Origin of the sequence: Aquipseudomonas ullengensis, assembly GCF_014174475.1 — a bacterium.
GTDB lineage: Bacteria > Pseudomonadota > Gammaproteobacteria > Pseudomonadales > Pseudomonadaceae > Aquipseudomonas > Aquipseudomonas ullengensis.
In genome coordinates, this window is the sequence record NZ_JACJUD010000002.1 from 435,790 (window position 1) to 457,661 (window position 21,872).

At 63.4% G+C, this 21,872-nt stretch carries 16 protein-coding genes; 8 read left to right on the top strand and 8 right to left on the bottom strand.

Going from position 1 to position 21,872, the window contains the following annotated elements:
• Positions 1 to 175 precede the first annotated feature (175 nt).
• Complete coding sequence (locus H3H51_RS07480; RefSeq protein WP_183088426.1) at positions 176 to 832, top strand: substrate-binding periplasmic protein; 657 nt, start codon at positions 176 to 178, stop codon at positions 830 to 832.
• Between the two features lie 102 nt (positions 833 to 934).
• Here the strand turns inward: H3H51_RS07480 and H3H51_RS07485 are convergent, their stop codons facing one another.
• From H3H51_RS07485 to H3H51_RS07500, 4 genes are all read right to left on the bottom strand, one after another.
• On the bottom strand, positions 935 to 1,387 hold the full coding sequence (locus tag H3H51_RS07485; RefSeq protein WP_183088427.1) for a hypothetical protein: 453 nt from the start codon (positions 1,385 to 1,387) through the stop codon (positions 935 to 937).
• Between the two features lie 1,578 nt (positions 1,388 to 2,965).
• On the bottom strand, positions 2,966 to 3,649 hold the full coding sequence (locus H3H51_RS07490) for a hypothetical protein (RefSeq protein WP_183088428.1): 684 nt from the start codon (positions 3,647 to 3,649) through the stop codon (positions 2,966 to 2,968).
• A 165-nt stretch (positions 3,650 to 3,814) separates the two neighbouring features.
• A complete protein-coding gene (locus H3H51_RS07495) occupies positions 3,815 to 5,059 on the bottom strand; it encodes a ribonucleotide-diphosphate reductase subunit beta (RefSeq protein ID WP_173211680.1) in 1,245 nt (414 codons plus the stop codon).
• Positions 5,060 to 5,450: 391 nt separating this feature from the next.
• A complete protein-coding gene (locus H3H51_RS07500; protein WP_183088429.1) occupies positions 5,451 to 8,333 on the bottom strand; it encodes a ribonucleoside-diphosphate reductase subunit alpha in 2,883 nt (960 codons plus the stop codon).
• Between the two features lie 789 nt (positions 8,334 to 9,122).
• Between H3H51_RS07500 and H3H51_RS07505 the strand changes: the two genes are divergently transcribed.
• The 3 genes from H3H51_RS07505 to H3H51_RS07515 all read left to right on the top strand — a co-directional run bounded on the left by H3H51_RS07505 (position 9,123) and on the right by H3H51_RS07515 (position 12,834).
• Entirely contained in the window at positions 9,123 to 9,842 is a 720-nt protein-coding gene (locus H3H51_RS07505; protein WP_183088430.1) for a response regulator, read from the top strand.
• Positions 9,839 to 11,458 carry an ATP-binding protein gene (locus H3H51_RS07510; RefSeq protein ID WP_183088431.1) on the top strand — a complete coding sequence of 540 codons (1,620 nt, stop codon included), beginning with the start codon at positions 9,839 to 9,841 and terminating at the stop codon, positions 11,456 to 11,458. Before H3H51_RS07505 ends, H3H51_RS07510 begins: the two co-directional genes overlap by 4 nt.
• 356 nt (positions 11,459 to 11,814) lie before the next feature.
• Positions 11,815 to 12,834: an alpha/beta fold hydrolase gene (locus tag H3H51_RS07515; protein ID WP_183088432.1), complete on the top strand. Its 1,020-nt coding sequence runs from the start codon at positions 11,815 to 11,817 to the stop codon at positions 12,832 to 12,834.
• 151 nt (positions 12,835 to 12,985) lie between these two features.
• On the opposite strand, the gene glpD is transcribed toward H3H51_RS07515, so the two are convergent.
• Positions 12,986 to 14,512 carry a glycerol-3-phosphate dehydrogenase gene (gene glpD, locus H3H51_RS07520; protein ID WP_183088433.1) on the bottom strand — a complete coding sequence of 509 codons (1,527 nt, stop codon included), beginning with the start codon at positions 14,510 to 14,512 and terminating at the stop codon, positions 12,986 to 12,988.
• Positions 14,513 to 14,695: 183 nt separating this feature from the next.
• Positions 14,696 to 15,457, bottom strand: coding sequence for a DeoR/GlpR family DNA-binding transcription regulator (locus H3H51_RS07525; protein ID WP_183088434.1), 762 nt, complete (start codon positions 15,455 to 15,457; stop codon positions 14,696 to 14,698).
• Between the two features lie 123 nt (positions 15,458 to 15,580).
• Here H3H51_RS07525 and ybaK point away from each other — a divergent pair, with 123 nt between their 5' ends.
• The 4 genes from ybaK (at position 15,581) to H3H51_RS07545 (ending at position 19,315) form a co-directional block, all read left to right on the top strand.
• Positions 15,581 to 16,051 (top strand): Cys-tRNA(Pro) deacylase, encoded by a 471-nt coding sequence (gene ybaK / locus H3H51_RS07530; protein ID WP_183088435.1) that lies wholly within the window; start codon positions 15,581 to 15,583, stop codon positions 16,049 to 16,051.
• Positions 16,052 to 16,109: 58 nt separating this feature from the next.
• Positions 16,110 to 17,597, top strand: coding sequence for a glycerol kinase GlpK (gene glpK / locus H3H51_RS07535; protein WP_183088436.1), 1,488 nt, complete (start codon positions 16,110 to 16,112; stop codon positions 17,595 to 17,597).
• Between the two features lie 41 nt (positions 17,598 to 17,638).
• On the top strand, positions 17,639 to 18,418 hold the full coding sequence (locus tag H3H51_RS07540; protein ID WP_183088437.1) for a substrate-binding periplasmic protein: 780 nt from the start codon (positions 17,639 to 17,641) through the stop codon (positions 18,416 to 18,418).
• Positions 18,419 to 18,535: 117 nt separating this feature from the next.
• Positions 18,536 to 19,315 carry a PhzF family phenazine biosynthesis protein gene (locus H3H51_RS07545; protein WP_183088438.1) on the top strand — a complete coding sequence of 260 codons (780 nt, stop codon included), beginning with the start codon at positions 18,536 to 18,538 and terminating at the stop codon, positions 19,313 to 19,315.
• Positions 19,316 to 19,504: 189 nt separating this feature from the next.
• Here the strand turns inward: H3H51_RS07545 and H3H51_RS07550 are convergent, their stop codons facing one another.
• Together H3H51_RS07550 and argF are read right to left on the bottom strand one after the other, a co-directional pair.
• The gene (locus tag H3H51_RS07550) at positions 19,505 to 20,611 is read right to left on the bottom strand and encodes an ABC transporter ATP-binding protein (protein ID WP_183088439.1); all 1,107 of its coding nucleotides are present in this window, start codon (positions 20,609 to 20,611) and stop codon (positions 19,505 to 19,507) included.
• Positions 20,608 to 21,528 (bottom strand): ornithine carbamoyltransferase, encoded by a 921-nt coding sequence (gene argF, locus H3H51_RS07555; protein WP_183088440.1) that lies wholly within the window; start codon positions 21,526 to 21,528, stop codon positions 20,608 to 20,610. Before argF ends, H3H51_RS07550 begins: the two co-directional genes overlap by 4 nt.
• Positions 21,529 to 21,872: the final 344 nt, after the last annotated feature.

Below are 21,872 nucleotides of genomic sequence, written 5' to 3' on the forward strand. Positions count from 1 at the left end.
GCGCTACTGAGGTTGTACGAAGTGCTTTGTTACACGCCTGTCCAAGCGATGGGTTATGCGACACCCCCCTAAAAATAAGATCTAGCAGTAAGGTGTGGGACGTATGTTGACGCTCAGATATTCAGTGCTTCTACTGGCATTGATCAGCGGCTTTTGTCGTGCGGATCTGCCAGTTGTGACCGTGGGTTATTACGATTTCCCCCCATCCATTTACACCACGCCTGACGGACGCACGGAGGGGCCGCTGTTCGACCTGCTGACGCGCATGGTGCAGCGCGCTGGCTACACGCCGCAGTTCCGCGCCATGCCGATCGCGCGGCTGTACAACGAACTGCGTGAAGGCCGTGTCGACCTTTGGGCCGGAGCCCCCAACAAGCAGGAGCTCAAGGGCCACGTCCTGGAGTCGGATCGCCCGCTGGCCGAGGTCAGGCTCAACCTGTATTACCGTCCCGACACGCCAGCGCCCAAGGTGCCGGATGATCTGGCCGGCAAGGTGATGATCATGCTCAGCGGTTACAGCTACTGGCCGCATACCCGGGAGCTGCTGCTGGACCCGGCACGGGAGATCACGCAACTGCGCACCCATCATCGCGAGGCGGCGTTGGAGCTGCTTCGCCGCCAGCGTGGCGACTACCTGCTGGACTACCAGCTCCCGATCGATCAGGTGCTCAAGAGGACAGGCCAGCCGCCGCTGCCCTACGTCACCGTGGAGAGCCTGCCCATCCGCCTGATCGTTTCCCGCAAAAGCTCCGACGCGCCGCTGCTGTTGCAGAGGATGGAAGAGGTGTTCGATCAGATGCAGGCGGCTGGTGAGGATATGGCGCTGCCATAGGCCACGCAGCTGAGGTTCGAGCGTTTGCCGGGAAGGCGAGACAGTGCGGGTTTACCGGCTGATCGTTCCCACGGGTGGCTTGGTGGGAACGATCAAGCGCAATCAAAACTGCTTGGATGCGTTGGCGATGCGCTGGTACTTGCGCAGCTCCCGGTTAACGCTGCGGATATCCAGGAAGAATATTTCTGCGCTGCGCCAGAGCAGCATCCACGCGGTGACCGTCACAACGCCCACCGGGATGGTGCCTTCAATACCCAGAGCTGTGCCTGCCAGCACCAGGGCGAGTGCCAGGCCCAGCAGCGTCAGCGCGACTAGCCGCTGGGTGCGGATATCCCCTCTGAGTTGTTCGCTCTTTTCCGCAAAGGTATTGCTGATGGCTTGCTGCAGGCGTTCTCGCTCATCTTCCGGGCAGTTGATCTGCAGGAGTAGCTCGGGGTGGTACCAGGCGCTGTCCGACAGGTAGTCCGTCAGCTCGGGGCTCAGCTTGGGGGTGTCTGGCGAGGCAAACGGATTGAGGTAATCGTGGGTGATCGTCAGGTCTATTTTTTTGGTCATAACGAGCCTTTGCCTGTTTGAGTTGTGGGCGGAGGTTTTAGTGGCTGAGGTAAACCTAGTCGCCAGATGGCTGCTCTGCGTGGTTGGAATTGTGGGCGGTGGAGCGTCGAGGGCTGCACTTCCACACAGGGCGTGGGAGCGATCAAGCAATCCTGGCTCGTAGGTCGAGTGCAAGCGCGGCGCTTTCCTCGGCGGGAACTACAGGTTTACTCGCTGTGCTCGCCCTTCGGGCCAGCCTGCGGCTGTTACTTCGCTTCGCTCCGTTGCGCCTCGCACGGCGAGTCCCTTTTGGCAAACGCCCCAAAAGGAACCAAAAGGTCTGCGCCCCTGCATCCGGCCCCGCCTGCGGCGGGGTTCCCTCACTCCATCATTGCTCCAGGGGCCCGCGCCGAAGGGCCATCCCTGGCCCATCGGCGCTCTCGCGACATCCATGTCGCTCAACCCCTTACGCAACGATTCCGTTCGGCCTCCTGAAAGGGGCGATTGGTGTTGCCTGATAGTGGGGCGTAGGCGCATCAGCTTTGCATCGCTCTACTGCATCACTGGATTCCCGCCTGCGCGGGAATGACGGAAGAGGGACCACGACTCCTCTTTTCTACCCCGTCATTCCCGCGAAGGCGGGAATCCAGAGGTGGGAAGCGCAGTGGCAACAGCAAGCAAGAAAGACACAAGCCTCAAGCAACGCGGAGCCCGAACCCCGTCAGGAGGCCGAGTGGAGGCGCTGTGGAGAGGGGCATTTGGCATGGATGCCAAATGAGGAACGATGGGCCAGGGATGGCCCTTCGTGACGACCCTCGGAACAGCGCCGGAGCGAGGGAAGTTTCGCGCAGCGAAACCCGGATGTCGGGCGCGCTTTCTCTTTGGTTACTTTCTCTTTGCGCGTGCAAAGAGAAAGTGACTCGCCGTAAGGGCGAAGAGCGTGGATTCAGTTGAGTCGGATGTCCCGTGTGGCGCCGATGGTGGGTAAACAGAGCGTTGTCCACCCTACAAAAGCCACCCCGCGTAGGGTGGAAAACCGCGAAGCGTTTTCCGCCGTGGATATCCAGCTACTTGCCGAACACCGTTGTGGTGTTGGCTTTGCGGTTCTGAGTGCAAGCGCGGCGCTTTCCTCGGCTGGGGCTACAGGTTTCGCCTCGCACGGCGAGTCCCTTTTGGCAAACGCCCCAAAAGGAACCAAAAGGTCTGCGCCCCTGCATCCGGGTCTGGCTGCGCCAGACTTCCCTCACTCCATCCTTGCTCCAGGGGCCCGCGCCGAAGGGCCATCCCTGGCCCATCGGCGCTCTCGCGACATCCATGTCGCTCAACCCCTTACGCAACGATTCCGTTCGGCCTCCTGAAAGGGGCGATTGGAGTTGCCTGACGGTCTGATGGCTCCCACGCTCCAGCGTGGTAGCAAGCCCGCGACGCTCTGCGTCGCTACGTGGCTTCCGGCGTGTAGTTGCTGGCGGGTGGACGCTGGAGCGTCGAGGGCTGCATTCCCACGCGGAGCGTGGGAACGATTAAAGTGACTCGCCGTAAGGGCGAAAATGGATGGGGCGTTCAGCTCGGGTGTTTGGGGAGTTCGTTAGTTCCTTTTTCTTACCGATCTTCGAAGACATTATTTTCCTGTTTTTTCGGGTTTATTTGCTTACCTGTTTCGGTTGCATCAGCTTCTTCATAGAGTTCAGCGTCTTCTATTTCTGTATATATGTCGTTGAGTTCGTTTGCGTCATATGATTCGTATGACTCATTCGTTTCATCTGTCTGGTATTGCTCTGCGGGTCTGGGCGCTGCATCAAGTGCGCGCCGTTCGTCACGGTAAAGTCGAATGCCGCCTGAGTTTATTTTTGTTGCTAGTGGTGCATACCAGCAGCGCTGCCCGCTTAAGATGGTTCCGTCCCCATCGACCTGAAGTAGGCATGTAATTATTCCGAGGCGAGATCTGTCGGTGTGCCGGAAGGTAAGAGTTATAAATCTGGTTTCAAGGCAGCCGCTGACGTCAAATGTTCTAATTGATTCAATGTGAAAGTGATTGTTGGAGCTGATCCATTGGAGGGTAGCTTTTCCACTGAGTTTCTCGCAGTTTTGCTTTAGCTCCAGTAATAGCTTTTGGCTGGAGTTAATGTGGTGCCATGTGCCATTTATGTGGATTCCTCTATACATAAATTGGCGGTATAGGGGTAGGAGGATATTTATAATTATGCTTTTTGTTATTAGAAGTACAGCTGAGGTTAATAGGCCAGCAACAATTCCCAATATGATGCTCTCTGTGACGTTCTGCATGCTGGTTCCATTGGTAAGTTGGTGATGCTGTGCGGTGGGCTGACTCTGGTTGCTCTTGCAATAAAAAGCCCCGCACTAGGCGGGGCTTTTAGTTTCTCTCGCTACCCCGAACATCCATTCTCGGCAAAGCGTTTCTAATCTGTCCTAGTGGTCTTGACCCAGGAATCAATCCCAGCTCAACGCCCCACCAGTCTGATACTCAATAACCCGCGTCTCGAAGAAGTTCTTCTCTTTCTTCAGGTCCATGATCTCCGACATCCACGGGAACGGGTTGGAAGTACCTGGGTACTCTTCTTTCAGGCCGATCTGGGTCAGACGACGGTTGGCGATGAACTTGAGGTAGTCCTCCATCATCGCCGCGTTCATGCCCAGTACGCCGCGCGGCATGGTGTCACGCGCGTATTCGATTTCCAGTTGGGTGCCCTGCAGGATCATCTGGGTCGCTTCGTCCTTCATCGCGGCGTCCCACAGGTGCGGGTTCTCGATCTTGATCTGGTTGATCACGTCGATGCCGAAGTTCAGGTGCATGGATTCGTCGCGCAGGATGTACTGGAACTGCTCGGCAGTGCCGGTCATCTTGTTGCGGCGGCCCATGGAGAGGATCTGGGTGAAGCCGCAGTAGAAGAAGATGCCTTCCAGTACGCAGTAGTAGGCAATCAGGTTGCGCAGGAACTGGCGGTCGGTGTCCGGGGTGCCGGTTTCGAACTTCGGATCGGAGATCGAACGGGTGTACTTGAGGCCCCAGGAGGCCTTCTTCGCCACGCTCGGGATCTCGTGGTACATGTTGAAGATCTCGCCTTCATCCATGCCCAGCGACTCGATGCAGTACTGGTAGGCGTGGGTGTGGATCGCCTCTTCGAAGGCCTGGCGCAGGATGTACTGGCGGCACTCGGGGTTGGTGATCAGGCGGTACACGGCCAGCACCAGGTTGTTGGCAACCAGGCTGTCGGCGGTGGAGAAGAAGCCGAGGTTGCGCATGACGATGCGGCGTTCGTCTTCGCTGAGGCCGTCTTTGCTCTTCCACAGAGCAATGTCGGCGTTCATGTTCACTTCCTGCGGCATCCAGTGGTTGGCGCAACCATCCAGATACTTCTGCCAGGCCCAGTCGTACTTGAAGGGTACGAGCTGGTTGAGGTCGGCGCGGGCGTTGATCATCTGCTTGTCGCCGACGTGTACGCGGGCGCTGGTGCCGGCCAGGTCGTCGAGGCCTTCCTGGATGTCCAGGTCGTTCAGGGCTTTCTTGGCGCGAGCGATGGCGTCGGAGTCGTTGGCGTCTACGGCGCGGGCTTCCTGTACGGAACCGGCGGCTTCGTCGTCGAGCTTGTCGATAGCGGCGCCAACTACAGCGGCGGCGGGTGCGGCAGCAGCTTCTGCGCCGTCTTCCTTATCGAATTCGTCCCAGCTGAGCATGGTGGTCTCCTGCTTGGTCATCGGGCCGGGTTGTGTGCGGCCTGTATGAGTATCCAGTGGTTCTGATTATGTTCCGTTGCGGTGTGCGCGCAAGGCTAAAACGCTGCCGCCTGTCTGGGCGGCGCCCCGCACCGATGGGCTGGTGTGGGGGAGTGTGCGTGGGTTGGGTTTGACCCCTCACCCTAGCCCTCTCCCCAGAGGGGAGAGGGGACTAGAAGCAGTCCGTGTCGCTTGTGGCTTTTACCTAAGAACAACACGCAGCAAGCGCGAAACTGAGCGAGTGAGCGCTAGGCGCCTGGCAGGTTGGAGCCCCTGAGCGTACGTCTGTACGTGATGGGGTCCGACCTGTCAGGCAACGACGCGGGCGCCGCTCAGCTTCGTGCGTGCCTGCTTACTGACAAGCTTCGCAGTCGGGTTGGTCGATGGCGCACGCCTTTGGTACCGGGGCCGGACCGGCCGGTGCTGCGGAGAAGCCTTCGTCACCACCGCTGGATACTGCGTTCAGCTTGCCGGTGTTGATGGTCGACTTCTCGGTGCTGGTCGCGGCCAGGGCACGGAGGTAGTAGGTGGTTTTCAGGCCACGGTACCAAGCCATGCGGTAGGTCACGTCGAGCTTCTTGCCCGAGGCGCCGGCGATGTACAGGTTCAGCGACTGAGCCTGGTCGATCCACTTCTGGCGACGGCTGGCGGCGTCGACGATCCACTTGGTTTCCACTTCGAAGGCAGTGGCGTACAGGTCTTTGAGGTCCTGCGGGATGCGCTCGATCTGCTGCACGGAACCGTCGTAGTACTTCAGGTCGTTGACCATGACCGAGTCCCACAGGCCGCGGGCTTTGAGGTCGCGAACCAGGTAGGGGTTGATCACGGTGAATTCGCCGGAGAGGTTCGATTTCACGTACAGGTTCTGGTAGGTCGGTTCGATCGACTGCGATACGCCGGTGATGTTAGCGATGGTGGCGGTCGGTGCGATGGCCATGATGTTCGAGTTGCGGATGCCTTTCTGCACACGGGCACGTACCGGGGCCCAGTCCAGGGACTCGGTCAGGTCAACGTCGATGTACTTCTGGCCGCGCGCTTCGATGAGGATCTGCTGCGAGTCCAGCGGCAGTACGCCCTTGCTCCACAGCGAGCCCTGGAAGGTCTCGTAGGCGCCACGCTCGTCGGCCAGGTCACAGGAGGCCTGGATGGCGAAGTAGCTGATGGCTTCCATGGACTTGTCGGCGAAGTCGACAGCGGCATCGGAACCGTACGGGATGTGCTGCAGGTACAGCGCGTCCTGGAAGCCCATGATGCCCAGGCCCACCGGGCGGTGCTTGAAGTTGGAGTTCTTCGCCTGCGGCACGCTGTAGTAGTTGATGTCGATAACGTTATCGAGCATGCGCACTGCAGTGTTGACGGTGCGTTGCAGCTTGGCGGTGTCCAGCTTGCCGTCGACGATGTGGTTCGGCAGGTTCACGGAACCCAGGTTGCACACGGCGATTTCGTCGGCGTTGGTGTTCAGGGTGATCTCGGTGCACAGGTTCGAGCTGTGGACCACGCCCACGTGCTGCTGCGGGCTGCGCAGGTTGCACGGGTCTTTGAAGGTCAGCCATGGGTGGCCGGTTTCGAACAGCATGGAGAGCATCTTGCGCCACAGGTCTTTGGCGGCGATGGTCTTGTGCAGTTTGATCTTGCCGTAGCCGGCCATGGCTTCGTAGTACTCGTAGCGCTCTTCGAAGGCCTTGCCGGTCAGGTCGTGCAGGTCGGGCACTTCGGACGGGCTGAACAGGGTCCACGGGCCGTCGTCGAACACGCGCTTCATGAACAGGTCCGGAATCCAGTTGGCGGTGTTCATGTCGTGGGTGCGGCGACGGTCGTCACCGGTGTTCTTGCGCAGCTCGATGAACTCTTCGATGTCCATGTGCCAGGTTTCCAGGTAGGCACACACGGCGCCTTTGCGCTTGCCGCCCTGGTTAACTGCAACAGCGGTGTCGTTGACCACTTTGAGGAAGGGCACGACGCCTTGCGACTTGCCGTTGGTGCCTTTGATGTAGGCGCCGAGTGCGCGCACCGGGGTCCAGTCGTTGCCCAGGCCGCCCGCGAATTTGCTCAGCATGGCGTTGTCGTGGATGGCGTTGTAGATGCCCGACAGGTCATCCGGCACGGTGGTCAGGTAGCACGAGGACAGCTGCGGACGCAGGGTGCCGGCGTTGAACAGGGTCGGCGTCGAGGCCATGTAGTCGAAGGACGACAGCAGGTTGTAGAACTCGATGGCGCGGTCTTCTTTCTGCTTCTCTTCGATGGCCAGGCCCATGGCCACGCGCATGAAGAACACTTGCGGCAGTTCGAAGCGGATGCCGTCCTTGTGGATGAAGTAGCGGTCGTACAGGGTCTGCAGGCCCAGGTAGGTGAACTGCTGGTCGCGCTCGTGGTTGATCGCCTTGCCCAGTTTTTCCAGGTCGAAGGTGGCCAGTACCGGGTTCAGCAGTTCGAACTCGATACCCTTGGCGATGTAGGCCGGCAGGGCCTTGGCGTACAGGTCGGCCATCTCGTGGTGAGTGGCGCTGTCGGCCACTTGCAGGAAGCCCAGGCCTTCGGCGCGCAGGGTGTCCATCAGCAGGCGAGCGGTGACGTAGGAGTAGTTCGGCTCACGCTCGACCAGGGTGCGGGCGGTCATCACCAGGGCGGTGTTGACGTCGTTCTCGGCCACGCCGTCGTACAGGTTCTTCAGGGTTTCGCTCTGGATCAGCCCGCCATCGACTTCGGCCAGGCCTTCGCAGGCCTCGGTGATGATGGTTTGCAGGCGGCCCATGTCCAGCGGCTGCACAGTGCCGTCGGCGCGGGTGATGCGGATGCTCGGGTGCGGCTGGGCGACGTCGCTGGTAGCGGTGTCGGTCTTGCGCGCCTGGGAGCGGGATTCGCGGTAGATCACGTAGTCGCGGGCAACTTTCTGCTCGCCGGCGCGCATCAGGGACAGTTCGACCTGGTCCTGGATCTCTTCGATGTGGATGGTGCCGCCGGACGGCATGCGACGCTTGAAGGTGGCGCTGACCTGCTCGGTCAGGCGCGCAACGGTCTCATGGATGCGCGACGAGGCGGCAGCGGTGCCGCCTTCAACTGCGAGGAACGCCTTGGTGATGGCCACGGTGATCTTGTCGTCGGTGTATGGCACGACAGTGCCATTACGCTTGATCACACGAAGCTGACCGGGGGCAGTGGCGGCCAGATCCTGGGTGGATTCGGCAGCCTGCGGCGCCACGGCCTGCGGGTTCTCGCGAGTTGTGTCGGTGTGCATGGAGGTCTCCGTGTTCTTGCTTTAATTAGTTGGACGCTTGGCTGTTGAGTGCCGCGACGTACCGCCGTTCATTCCATTTCAACAACGCCACACGGACAGCGGTAAGGCTGGGCGCGCGGGACTTGCAAACTTGGCTGGGAAGGTACGACTAAGCGCCTTCCTGGCTCTTGAAGTCTTGTGCCGGGGGTTAGGCCGTCACTACTAGATGTTGTGGTGCTTCCCCAAGGGGAGGGCACTATGGGCAAGGCCTCGTCGCTCTACTGGCGGTATAGGGGCTTACCCGGAAGCGGTGGAGCTGAAACGTCTTTTTTAGCCGCCATCTGCACTTTTTCAGTTCAAGGTGTGGACTGTTTTAGGGCAAATGTGCTTGTGTCGATTTCGGTGTAAAAACCCAACATGTAGGTGTTTGTCGCGATGGGGATACAAGATAGTGCGGTGATCCGGCGAAGGCAAGCCGATAAAACGTGATCGCCTGTGGATAAATCTGTGGGTTACTTTGGGGTAAGTTTCGCCAAGCCCCGCGATTACTGGGATCGTCCCATCTATACCGCTGGTCGACACGGCCCAGGCTTTTTTTCTGGTTGCAAAACAGACTTTTTAGTCAACCCGCTAAACACAATATGTAGGTTTTTTCTGTGGCGCCTTGGCGTGGTATATGCAGGCGCGCCGCCGCTTTTTTTGCCAGGGCGGGTGGCTATGGCCATGCACAGCCGCAATAGCGCCTTTGCCTGGATTGCGTTGCTACAATGCCGGCCTGTTGAGTGGGTGTGAACGGCATGCGGAGGGTGTGTGGAGCAAGAAGCCTGGCAAATCCTGATCGTCGAAGATGACCAGCGACTGGCCGAACTGACCCAGGAATACCTGCAGGGCAACGGCCTCAAGGTGGCCATCGAATCCGATGGGGCCAAGGCGGCGGCACGCATCCTCAAGGAGCAACCGGACCTGGTGGTGCTCGACCTGATGCTGCCCGGCGAAGATGGCCTGTCCATCTGCCGCAAGGTGCGCGGGCGTTACGATGGGCCGATCCTGATGCTGACTGCGCGTACCGACGACATGGACGAAGTGCTCGGCCTGGAAATGGGCGCCGACGACTATGTGTGCAAGCCGGTGCGCCCGCGCGTGCTGCTGGCGCGCATCCGCGCCCTGCTGCGCCGTAGCGAAGGCGCCGAGGTGCCGGTGGAGAACCAGCGCCGCCTGCAGTTCGGCGCCCTGGTGATCGACAGCGCCATGCGCGAAGCCTGGCTGCGCGAGCAGGGCATCGAGCTGACCAGCGCCGAATTCGACCTGCTCTGGCTGTTGGCTTCCAACGCCGGGCGAATTCTTTCCCGCGAGGAAATCTTCACCGCCCTGCGCGGCATCGAATACGACGGCCAGGACCGCTCCATCGACGTGCGCATCTCGCGCATCCGCCCGAAGATTGGTGACGACCCGGAACACCCGCGCCTGATCAAGACCGTGCGCAGCAAGGGTTACCTGTTCGTGGCCGAGGCGGCCGAAGCCCTGCAATGAACTCGATCTTCCTGCGCATCTATGGCGGCATCATCGCCGCCCTGGTGTTGGTGGCGCTGCTCGGTGTGGGTGCGCTGCAGCTGACCAACGACCTGCGCAGCGACCAGTACCGCGAGCAACTGGCGCGCGGCACCTTCCGCCTGATGGCCGACACCATGCAGCACATGGAGGAGGTAGACCGGCGTCGAGCGCTGGTGACCTGGAGCCGCCTGCTGGGCGTACCGCTGGCGCTGGAGCCGCTCAATGGCGAGCCACTGGATGGTCGGGCTCAGACCCGCCTGCTACGTGGCCAGGTGTTGGTGGAGCAAACCGGGCCTCACGCGGCACGGGTCTACAGCCTGGCCGACAAGGAGCAGCGCCTGGTGCTGACCGCCGAGGTCGAGCAGATCAGCGAGCAACTGGCGCGGGCCACCGTGTTCCTGTTGATGGACGAGCTGGTGCGCTACCCCATCGTCGAGCAACCCAAGCGCCTGGCGGCGCTGAAAGAAGCCAAGCGCTTCGGCTTCGACTTGCGCCTGGTGACGCTGGAAAAGGTCGACCTGGACGAAGACCAGCGGCGCCGGGTGGATGAGGGCGACACGGTGCTGGCGCTGGGCAAGGAGGGCGAGTCGATCCGCGTGATCGCCGGCATGGTCGGCACGCCCTGGGTGCTGGAGGTCGGGCCGATCTACCAGATGAACCCTTATCCCACCGAGTTGCTGGTACTGATCGGGGCGCTGGGCCTGAGCCTGACGGGCTTGATCCTCTATCTATTGGTGCGGCGTCTGGAGCGGCGCCTGCTGGGCCTGGAAAGCGCCGCCTCGCGCTTGGCCGTGGGGCAACTGGATGCGCGCGCGCCGACCCAGGGCGCCGACTCGGTGGGGCGCCTGGCGTCCACCTTCAACGCCATGGCCGAACAGTTGCAACGTCTGCTCAATGTGCAGCGCGAGATGGTCCGGGCCGTGTCCCATGAGCTGCGCACGCCGGTGGCGCGCCTGCGCTTCGGCCTGGAGATGATCGGCGATGCGCAAACCGACCAGGCCCGGCGCAAGTACATGGACGGCATGGATGGCGACATCCAGGAACTGGACAAGCTGGTCGACGAGATGCTGGTCTACGCCCGCCTGGAGCAGGGTTCGCCGGAGCTGAACTACCAGCGCGTGGACCTGCGCGCGTTGATCATCCAGGTGATTGGCGAGCTGGCGCCGTTGCGCGCTGACGTGCAGGTCGAGCGCGGCCAGTCGCGCGAGGCCAGCGATGGCAGCGGCGCCTGGGTCGAGGCCGAGCCGCGTTACCTGCATCGCGCCTTGCAGAACCTGCTGAGCAATGCCCTGCGCCACGCCGACTCACGGGTGCGGCTGTCCTTTCATATCGGCCACCAGCGCTGCCGGGTGGATGTCGAGGATGACGGTCCCGGTGTGCCTGAGGATGCCTGGGAGCGGATTTTCACGCCGTTCCTGCGCCTGGACGACAGCCGCACCCGGGCTTCGGGCGGGCACGGCCTGGGCCTGTCGATCGTGCGGCGGATCATCTACTGGCACGCCGGCCGCGCCCACGTCGGGCGCAGTTCGACCCTGGGCGGGGCAAAGTTCAGCCTGATCTGGCCGCGTGAGCAGCCGGAGGATAAGTCGCTCTAGGGGCTGGCGTGCCAGGGCTTTGCCTGCCGTGTTGTCTGGGCGCGCTACCTATTGGCTGAACTCCAGCTGCTCTGCTTTTATTCCCTCTCCCCTTTGGGGAGAGGGTTAGGGTGAGGGGGCGAAGATTCAGGCTTGCACTTAGACCATGCCCCCTCACCCCCAGCCCCTCTCCCCAGAGGGGCGAGGGGAGCTAGAGCGCACGGCGCTGCCTGATACACCGCCGCCGCACCTGCCTCTGCACTACCCTACGACCGTTCGGCGCTCTTCATCAAACTGTCACCGAACTGTGGCAGCGCGCCCGTACAAACATCCGCAGACTCGCGCTTCACTGGGGTTCTGCGTTCTGGATGTTTCTCATGCGTGGGTTGTTCTTACTGGTCGCGCTGCTGTGCGGCCTGCCGTGTCTTGCGGCTTCTCGATGTGATGTCCAGGCGCCGGTTGCGCAGGCCGCCGTGGGCTCGGTGCGCCTGGCTTACCAGAGTATCGGCAGCGCAGGCGACCCGGCGTTGCTGCTGGTGATGGGCCTCGGCGGGCAGTTGATCCACTGGCCAGACGAAGTGGTGGCGCGCCTGTGCGAGCAGGGCTTTCGGGTGATTCGTTTCGATAATCGCGATGTCGGCCTGTCCACCTGGCAGGGCCCGGTGCCAGCGGCGGACCTGACCTACGAGTTGCTGCGCTATCGCCTGGGTTTAGTCGTGCGTGCTCCTTATAGTCTGCGCGACATGGCCGGCGATGCCCTGGGCTTGATGGATGCGCTGGGTGTCCAGCGCTTTCATGTGCTGGGTGCGAGCATGGGCGGGATGATTGCCCAGCACATGGCCGACCTGGCGCCGCAGCGGGTGGAGAGCCTGACGCTGATCATGACCAGCTCCGGTGCGCCCGGTTTGCCGGCGCCCAGCGCCAGCCTGCTGGGGCTGATGGCGCGGCGCGAGGCGCCCAATCGCGAGGCGGCCATCGAACAGCAGGCCGACCTGCTTGCTGTCCTGAGCAGTCCGCAAGTGCCGGCTGATCGGGCGGGACTGCTACATGAAGCCGAGCGCTCCTACGACCGGGCGTTCAACCCCGAGGGTGTGCAGCGGCAGATCCTGGCGATCCTCGCCGAGCCGAGCCGGGTCGAATTGCTCAATCGCCTGCGGGTGCCGGCGCTGGTGGTGCACGGCACGGCCGACCCGTTGCTGCCAGTGATGCACGGCGTGCATGTGGCGGCGCATCTGCAGGGCAGCCAGTTGAAGCTGATTCCGGGCTTGGCCCATCGCTTCCAGACGGCGTTCAAGGAGCCGTTGCTGGCGGCGGTGCTGCCGTACCTGCGCGCCCATCGCCTGGATGGCGAACGGGTGGCGCAATGGCAGGGTGCAGAGGGTTCATCCCGGCTGTAGGCGCTGCAAATCGGCAACTGCTGAGGGGCTGCGTATTGTAGGAGTGAGCTCCGGCACGCGCGGATCGCTTGTTGTAGGAGCCAGCTTGCTGGCGATCAGCGCGACCAGGGATCGCCAGCAAGCTGGCTCCTACAAAAAAGGCAGGGGGCTTTCAGCTGGCGGCAGGCAGCAGGTGCGGCTGATCCTGCAGATAGCTCTTCAGGCGCGCCTGCTGCCCCGGGGTCATGAACAGGCCGAGCTTGGTGCGGCGCCAGAGGATGTCTTCGGCGCTGCGGGCCCATTCTTCGCGACGCAGGTATTCCACTTCACGGGCATACAGCCCGGCACCCAGGTGTTCGCCCAGCTCGCTCTGCTGCTTGATGCCATCGAGCAGGCGCCAGGTGCGGCTGCCGTAGGTGCTGACCCAGCGCTGGGCCAGTTCGCGGTCCAGCCAGCCGAAGCGGGCGATCAGCTTGTCCGCCAGTGCATCCCGGCTGTCCATGTTTTCGCCGCCGGGCAGCGGTGCCTTGTCGGTCCAGGCCGGGCACAGGCGCGGGAAGGTCGGCGCCAGGTGCAGCAAGGCGGCTTCGGCCAGCTTGCGGTAAGTGGTCAGCTTGCCGCCGAACACCGACAGCAGCGGGGCTTCGCCCGAAGCGCCGGACAGCGACAGGGTGTAGTCGCGAGTGACGGCGGAAGGCTCGTCGGACTCGTCGTCACACAGCGGGCGTACACCCGAGTAGGTGTGCAGGATGTCGTCGCGGCTGAGCTGCCGCTTGAAGTGGGCGTTGACCACCTTGAGCAGGTAGTCGGTTTCCTCGGCACTGATGGCGACGTGCGCCGGGTCGCCCTGGTATTCGCGGTCGGTGGTGCCGATCAGGCTGAAGCGCTCCAGCCAGGGGATGACGAAGACGATGCGCTGGTCCTCGTTCTGCAGGATGTAGGCCTGTTCGCCATCGTGCAGGCGCGGCACGACGATATGGCTGCCCTGGATCAGGCGAATGCCGTAGGGCGCCTTCTGTTTCAGGTCGTCTTCGATGAAGCGCGCCACCCACGGGCCGGCGGCGTTGACCAGGGCGCGGGCGCGGATGGAGAACAGGCTGCCGTCGTTACGCTCCAGGTGCAGGTGCCACAGGCCCTTGCTGCGCCGCGCGCTGACGCAGCGGGTGCGGGTGTGGATATGCGCATGGCGTTCGCGCGCGGCCATGGCATTGAGCACCACCAGGCGGGCGTCGTCGACCCAGCAGTCGGAGTATTCGAAGCCGCGGCTGATCTCGGCCTTGAGCGGGCTGCCGGCGCCGAAGCGCAGGCCGTTGGAGCCCGGCAGTTTTTCGCGCTTGCCGAGATTGTCGTAGAGGAACAGGCCGGCGCGAATCATCCACGCCGGGCGCAGGTGCGGGCGGTGCGGGAGGATGAAGCGCATGGGTTTGACGATGTGCGGCGCCTTGGCCAGCAGCACTTCACGCTCGGCCAGGGCCTCGCGCACCAGGCGAAATTCATAGTGCTCGAGGTAGCGCAGGCCGCCGTGGATCAGTTTGCTGCTGGCCGAGGACGTGTGCTGGGCCAGGTCGTCGCGTTCGCAGAGGAACACCGAGAGGCCGCGCCCGGCCGCGTCGGCGGCGATGCCCGTGCCATTGATGCCACCGCCGACCACGGCCAGGTCATAGATTTCGGCAAGCGGGGGCGTCTGGCTGCTGGGCATGGCGGAAATACCGAAAAGTTACAAAGTGAACGGTTTAATGTTCGTTTCCGAAAATATGCTAGTGGAAGCGGGCCGCCCGCGCCAGCCCGGAAACGGGCCGCGCGTCAGGTCACCTCGATGGATTCGGTCCGGACCGTAGGGCGGGTGAAACCCGCGTATTCGACAGCGCGGGTTGCACCCGCCCTACACGCAAAGGTGCAGCTGGATCTTCTGCTCGTGTAGCAGGCGAGCGATGGCAGTGGGTGGCGGGGCGTCGGTGAATACCTGGTCGATCAGGCTCAGCGAACCCAGGCGCACCACCGCGTTGCGGCCGAACTTGCTGGAGTCGGCGGCGAGGAAGACCTGGCGGGCGTTGTCGATGATCGCCTGGGAAACCCGCACTTCCTGGTAGTCGAAGTCGAGCAGGCTGCCGTCTTCGTCGATGCCGCTGATGCCGACCAGGGCGAAGTCGACCTTGAACTGCTGGATGAAATCCACCGCCGCCTGGCCCACCACGCCGCCATCGGCGCGTACCGTGCCGCCGGCCAGCAGCACTTCGAAGTCGGCCTTGCCGCTGAGCAGGGCGGCCACGTGCAGGTTGTTGGTGATCACCTTCAGGCCCTGATGGCCGAGCAGGGCGCGGGCCAGGGCTTCGGTAGTGGTGCCGATGTTGATGAACAGCGAAGCATGGTCGGGGATTTGCGCGGCGATGGCTTCGGCGATGCGCTGCTTCTCGTCGCGCATCTGACCGGCGCGCATGGCGTAGGCGGTGTTCTGGGTGCTCGAGGCTTCACTGGCCGCGCCGCCGTGGGTGCGCCGTAGCAGGCCCTGTTCGGCCAGCTGGTTGATGTCGCGGCGAATGGTTTGCGGGGTCACGGCAAAGGCCTGGGCCAGCTCATCGATGCTGACGTAGCCGCGCTCGCGGGCGCGTTCGAGGATGCTGTGCTGGCGCGGCGGGAGGCTCATGGGCGTTCCTTTTTTAGCGGTCGCGGGATTATAACGGGGGGCTGGTGGCCGACGGGCTTTCACCTGCGCCACGGTCGTCTGGTAAGGTACGCGCATTCTGTCAGGAAATTTTCACATTCGAACATGACCCCTGCCATCGATCTGCTGAAAAAGGCCAAGGCCGAGCACCAGGTGCACAGCTACAGCCACGATCCCAAGGCGGCTTCCTACGGTCTGGAAGCCGCGGAAAAACTCGGCCTGGACCCGGCGCGGGTCTTCAAGACCCTGCTCGCCGCCACGGAAAAGGGCGAGTTGCTGGTGGCGGTGGTGCCGGTGGCCGGCAGCCTCGACCTCAAGGCCTTGGCCCATGCCGCCGGAGCGAAGAAGGCCGACATGGCTGACCCGCAACTGGCCCAGCGCAGCACCGGCTATCTGGTCGGTGGCATCAGCCCACTGGGGCAGAAGAAGCGCCTGCGCACCTTTATCGACGAGTCGGCCCGTCTGCAGCCGACCATCCATGTCAGCGCTGGCCGGCGTGGGCTGGAGGTGGAACTGAGTGCCGCGGTGCTGGCCGAGCACACCCAGGGCCAGTTCGCCGCCATCGGCCGCGAGTGAGCTAACCCCTCTCCAGAAGGGAGAGGGGAGACAACACATAACAACAAGGAAAACCTGCATGTCTCTCTACCTGCTTGCCATCGACCAGGGCACCACCAGTTCCCGTGCCATCGTCTTCAGTGCCCAGGGCCTGCCGCTGGCGGTGGCGCAGCAGGAGTTCAAGCAGTACTTCCCCAAAGACGGCTGGGTCGAGCATGACGCCGAGGAAATCTGGCTGACCACACTCAAGGTCTGCCGCGAGGCGTTGCAGCAGGAAGGGCTGAAAGCCGAGGACATCCGCGCCATCGGTATTACCAACCAGCGCGAGACCACCATCGTCTGGGATGCCGTCACCGGTGTACCGATCCACCCGGCCATCGTCTGGCAGGACCGGCGTACCGCCGATTACTGCGCCGGGCTCAAGGCGGCGGGGCATGAGGCGCTGGTGGCGGAAAAGACCGGCCTGCTGATCGACCCCTATTTTTCCGCGACCAAGCTGCGCTGGACCCTCGACAACGTACCCGGTGCCCGCGAACGCGCCGAGCGCGGCGAGCTGCGTTTCGGGACGGTCGATTGCTTCCTGCTGTGGCGCCTGACCGGCGGCAAATCCCACAAGACCGACGCCAGCAACGCCTCGCGCACCCTGCTGTTCAACATCCACAGCCAGCAGTGGGACGATGCCCTGCTGGAGCTGTTCGACATTCCGCGCAGCCTGCTGCCGGAGGTGCTCGATTGCGCGGCCGACTTCGGCATCTGCGAGCCCGACCTGCTCGGCGCGGCGATTCCGGTGCTGGGCATGGCCGGCGACCAGCAGGCAGCGCTGATCGGTCAGGCCTGCTTCCAGCCGGGCATGGTCAAGAGTACCTATGGCACCGGCTGCTTCATGATCCAGAACACCGGCAGCACGCCGGTGACGTCGCAGCATCGGTTGCTGACCACCGTCGGCTACCGCCTGAATGGCCAGGTCACCTATGCGGTGGAGGGCAGCATCTTCGTCGCCGGTGCGGCGGTGCAGTGGTTGCGTGATGGCATCAAGCTGATCAGCGATGCGCGCGACAGCGAACTGCTCGCCGAGCAGACCGGCGACTCCTGCGGTGTGTATCTGGTGCCGGCGTTCACCGGCCTCGGTGCGCCGTACTGGGACCCGAAGGCGCGCGGGGCGATCTTCGGCCTGACCCGCGATACCGGGATCAAGGAAATCGTCACCGCCGGCCTGCAGTCGGTGTGCTACCAGACCTGCGACCTGCTCCAGGCCATGCGCCAGGACGGCGCGGCCGAGCCCAGCGCGTTGCGGGTAGACGGCGGCATGGTGGTGAACAACTGGGTCATGCAGTTCCTCGCCGATATCCTCGGGGTGCCGGTGGAGCGCCCGGAAGTCACCGAGACCACCGCCCTAGGCGTGGCCTACCTGGCCGGTCTGCAGGCCGGGCTGTACCGTGACCTGGAGGAGATCGCCAGCCACTGGCACCGCCAGCGCCGCTTCGAACCGCGCATGGCGGAAGGCCATCGCCATACCCTCTACAGCGGCTGGCTGGATGCGGTGAAGCGGGTGCGTAGCGAAGGGTGAGAGAGGTACAAGTGTGCCAACTATCTGCCAGAGGTCGCTGCATGCGGTTGCGTCATAAGCTGTTGCTCCATCCCGTTGCTCTGCTGCTGGCCTTTCTGGTGGGCACCGCACAGGGGGAAACCCTGACCATCGCTGGCGATATCTGGTGTCCGGTCAACTGCGAGCCGGGCTCGGCCAAGCCGGGCATCTTCGTCGAACTGGCGCGCGATATCTTCGCCGAGTCTGGAATCGAGGTGCGCTACGAGGCGCGCAACTGGGCGCGGGTGCTACAGGAAGTGCGCCGCGGTGAAATTGATGCTGCCGTGGGCGCCGGCCGCGAGGATGCGCCGGACTTTCTGTTCACCGAAACGCCGGTGGCGCTGTCGCGCAACTGCTTCTACACCCGGCAGGATTCGACCTGGCACTACCGTGGCGTCGAGTCGCTGCCGGTGGTACGCCTGGGCGTGATCAACGACTACAGCTACGGCGAGCAGATCAACGCTTACATCGAGGCGCACTACGGCCAGGATGATCGGGTGCAGAGGGCCGCGGGCGACCAGGCCCTGGACCTCAACCTGAGCAAACTGATGCATGGCCGCCTGGATGCCCTGATCGAGAACACCTGGGTGATCCAGAACCGGCTCGCTGCCCTCGGCCACAATCGCAGCGACCTGCGTGAAGCGGGTTGTCGCGAGACGAATGCGCCGATCTACCTGGCCTTTTCTCCTGCCCTGCGCGACAACAGGCGGTATGTCGAGCTGTTCGAGCAGGGTGTGCGCCGCTACCTGGCCGATGGCCGCTTGCAGGCGCTGCTGAAGGCGTATGGCGTCGATGAGCACTGAGGAGCTATGGGCATAAATACAGTGCAGCTGTAGTGCCGTAATTCTGGGCGACTGTACCGGGCGTTGCTGAGGTCGAGGCGGCATGCTGGCGTTCATCTACGGACAAGGAACCCCGCCATGCACCTCGACTATCACCAGATCGACGCCTTCGCCCAGCGCCCCTTTACCGGCAACCCGGCGGTGGTCTACCGCCTGGATGCCTGGCTCGCCGAATCCTTGATGCAGCAGATCGCCGCCGAGCACAACCAGGCGGAAACCGCCTTCGTCGTGCGCGAGGGCGCGCAGTGGCACATCCGCTGGTTCACCCCGACGGCCGAAGTGCCGCTGTGTGGTCACGCGACCCTGGCCACCGCCCACGTGCTGTTTGAATGCTATGGCGAGGCGGGTGAGCGCCTGGACTTTACCTGCAAATCCGGCGCGCTCAGCGTGACCCGCGAGCAGGGCCGCCTGGTGCTGGATTTCCCCGTGGTACAGGCCGCCGATGTGGCGGTCAGCATCGAGCTGGAGCGCGCCCTGGGCGTACCGGTGCTGGCAGCGCGGCAGAGCAACGAACTGATGGCGGTGCTGGAGTCCGAGCAGGCGGTGCGCGACTGCACGCCCGACCTGGTGGCACTGGCCAAGCTGCCGGGGCTGGGTGTGCTGATCACCGCGCCGGGGCTGCAGCATGACTTCGTCTCGCGCTACTTCGCGCCCTCCATTGGCATCAATGAAGACCCGGTCACCGGCTCCACCCATTGCCTGCTGATTCCCTACTGGGCCGAGCGCTTGGGCAAGACCGAGATGAGCGCGTTCCAGTGCTCGGCACGTGGCGGCGAGCTGCACTGCCGCCTGCAAGGCGAGCGCGTGAAGATCGCCGGCCAGGCGGTGCTGGTCAGCAAAGGCACGTTGTTTCTCTGAGGTTTTCGTCGGCCACACGCGCGTGCTGTTTCTGGTGTGGTTGGTTGAGGCGAAGCTCGGCGAGTCGGGGCTTGTGTAGGAGCCAGCTTGCTGGCGATCCGCTCTGGCTCTAAAAGCATCGCCAGCAAGCTGGCTCCTACAGATGCGATCGTAGGGCGGGTGCAACCCGCGTAGACCCAGCGCTGCCGATCAGTTGCTGCTGACGCGGCGCACGCCGGACTCTGGCAATTTGACCTGCGCGGCCACGCTGCCCTGGGCGGCGAACAGCACCAGGTGGTCGGCGGCGACACGAATACCCACCGACTGGCCGGGCTGGTGGTCGGCATGGCTGGGGAAGATCGCTTCCAGCTGGGTGCCGGTCGAGAGTTGCAGGCGATACAGGGTGGCGGCGCCAAGGAAGGTCTTGCCGACGATCTGCGCCTGCAACGGACTGTCGGGGGCGTAGACGATGTCGTCCGGGCGCAGCAGCACGTCCACCGCGCTGCCGGCGGCCCAGGTGTAGGCACGGTTGCCGCGGATCACGCCCAGTTCGGTGTGCACCGTCTCCGGCGTTTGCAGCTGGCCGCGAATGAAGTAGCCCTGGCCGACGAAGCTGGCGACGAAGGGCGTCAACGGTTCGTGGTAGAGGTTGTACGGCGTATCCCACTGTTGCAGCCGACCTTCGTGGAAGACCCCGACGTGGTCGCTGACGGCAAAGGCTTCTTCCTGGTCGTGGGTGACCAGGATGGCGCTGGTGCCGCGCGCCTTGAGGATGTCGCGCACCTCATGGCTGAGGCGCCGGCGCAGCTCGCCGTCGAGGTTGGAGAAGGGTTCGTCGAGCAGCAGCAGTTTCGGTTCCGGCGCCAGCGCGCGGGCCAGGGACACGCGTTGCTGTTGGCCGCCAGACAGCTCGTGCGGGTAGCGCTTGCCCAGGTGGCCCAGCTTGACCAGGTCCAGCAGCTCGGCGGTGACCTGCTCACGCTGCGGGTGCTTGCGGATGCCGAACGCGACGTTCTCCGCCACGGTCAGGTGGGGGAATAGCGCGTAGTCCTGGAACACCATGCCGATGCGGCGCTTCTCCGGTGCCAGGGTGAAACCAGCGCGGGAAATGACTTCGCCACCCAGCTCGATCTCGCCTTCCAGCACCGGCTCGAAACCGGCGATGGCGCGCAGGGTGGTGGTCTTGCCGCAGCCGGAAGGGCCGAGCAGGCAACCGATGTCACCGGCATTCAGGTGCAGGTTGAGCTGCTGCACCACCTGATGGTCTTGATAACCACAGGCGAGCCCTCGCAGGCTGAGCAGCAGGCGGGGGCTCATGGTTGCGCGAACGCCGGCGCGACCAGCATTTCCAGCAGGGCCTTCTGCGCGTGCAGACGGTTTTCCGCCTGGTCCCAGGCGAAGGCGCGTGGGTCGTCGAGCAGGTCTTCGCTGATTTCCTCGCCACGGTGCGCCGGCAGGCAGTGCAGGAAGATCACCGTCGGATCGGCGGCGTCGAGCAGGGCGCGGTTGACCTGATAGGGGGCGAACAGCTTGAGGCGCTTGGCGGTTTCCTCTTCCTGGCCCATTGACGTCCACACGTCGGTGCTCACCAGGTGGGCGCCGCGTACCGCTTCACGCGGGTCGCGGACGATCTGCACGCGGTCGCCGGCGGCATCGAGGAACCTGGCCTTGGGCTCGTAGCCCTCAGGGCAGGCCACGCGCAGCTGGAAGTCGAACTGCTGGGCGGCTTCGATATAGGTGTTGCACATATTGTTGCCGTCGCCGACCCAGGCCACGGTCTTGCCCTGGATGCTGCCGCGTTGTTCGGCGAAGGTCTGCATGTCGGCCAGCAGCTGGCAGGGGTGCAGGTCATCGGACAGGCCGTTGATCAGCGGCACCTGCGAGTGGGCGGCGAACTCGGTCAGGGTGCTGTGGGCGAAGGTGCGGATCATCACCGCATCGAGCATGCGCGACATGACCCGCGCGCTGTCCGCGATCGGCTCGCCGCGGCCCAGCTGGGTGTCACGCGGGGAGAGGAAGATGGCCTGGCCACCGAGCTGGATCATGCCGGCCTCGAACGACAGGCGGGTGCGGGTGGACGCCTTCTCGAAGATCATCCCCAGCACGCGACTTTTCAGCGGTTCGAACAGTACGCCGCGCTTGCGCAGATCCTTCAGCTCGATGGCTCGACGGATCAGCCCACTCAGTTCCTGAGGGGTGCAATCCATCAACGAGAGAAAGTGCCTGGCGCTCATCATTCATTACCTTAATTTCGACAACTGTCGCGCTGCAGTTTTTCAGGAGAAAAGCAGTCCGTACAGCGGCTGGAGCCGCACGGGAGCGACAAACGGGGAGGCGCGATCTTATAAGGAAACGACGCGCTGGAGCAAATGAGCGCCCGACCCATTGATTACCAGGGGTTGCGGCCCGCCGGTCGGGGCGGGCGACGGCGTTTGCTGGGACGCGTCGGTAAAAAAGGATGGCAGCACGCTTAGCGGCGCGGGTAATCGTCTGTTTGCGGTCGCCGACAGCCGGGCGTCGGTACAAGCTCCCTGGCATTTTCCCAAGGGTCCGTAGGAGGCGTCTGCGACGGGGGTTT

Bases quoted from the DNA above. Each gene is read 5' to 3' on its own strand.
- H3H51_RS07485 (WP_183088427.1), bottom strand. From the start codon at position 1,387: ATGACCAAAAAAATAGACCTGACGATCACCCACGATTACCTCAATCCG.
- H3H51_RS07490 (WP_183088428.1), bottom strand. From the start codon at position 3,649: ATGCAGAACGTCACAGAGAGCATCATATTGGGAATTGTTGCTGGCCTA.
- H3H51_RS07495 (WP_173211680.1), bottom strand. From the start codon at position 5,059: ATGCTCAGCTGGGACGAATTCGATAAGGAAGACGGCGCAGAAGCTGCT.
- H3H51_RS07500 (WP_183088429.1), bottom strand. From the start codon at position 8,333: ATGCACACCGACACAACTCGCGAGAACCCGCAGGCCGTGGCGCCGCAG.
- H3H51_RS07510 (WP_183088431.1), top strand. From the start codon at position 9,839: ATGAACTCGATCTTCCTGCGCATCTATGGCGGCATCATCGCCGCCCTG.
- H3H51_RS07515 (WP_183088432.1), top strand. From the start codon at position 11,815: ATGCGTGGGTTGTTCTTACTGGTCGCGCTGCTGTGCGGCCTGCCGTGT.
- glpD (WP_183088433.1), bottom strand. From the start codon at position 14,512: ATGCCCAGCAGCCAGACGCCCCCGCTTGCCGAAATCTATGACCTGGCC.
- H3H51_RS07525 (WP_183088434.1), bottom strand. From the start codon at position 15,457: ATGAGCCTCCCGCCGCGCCAGCACAGCATCCTCGAACGCGCCCGCGAG.
- ybaK (WP_183088435.1), top strand. From the start codon at position 15,581: ATGACCCCTGCCATCGATCTGCTGAAAAAGGCCAAGGCCGAGCACCAG.
- glpK (WP_183088436.1), top strand. From the start codon at position 16,110: ATGTCTCTCTACCTGCTTGCCATCGACCAGGGCACCACCAGTTCCCGT.
- H3H51_RS07540 (WP_183088437.1), top strand. From the start codon at position 17,639: ATGCGGTTGCGTCATAAGCTGTTGCTCCATCCCGTTGCTCTGCTGCTG.
- H3H51_RS07545 (WP_183088438.1), top strand. From the start codon at position 18,536: ATGCACCTCGACTATCACCAGATCGACGCCTTCGCCCAGCGCCCCTTT.
- H3H51_RS07550 (WP_183088439.1), bottom strand. From the start codon at position 20,611: ATGAGCCCCCGCCTGCTGCTCAGCCTGCGAGGGCTCGCCTGTGGTTAT.
- argF (WP_183088440.1), bottom strand. From the start codon at position 21,528: ATGAGCGCCAGGCACTTTCTCTCGTTGATGGATTGCACCCCTCAGGAA.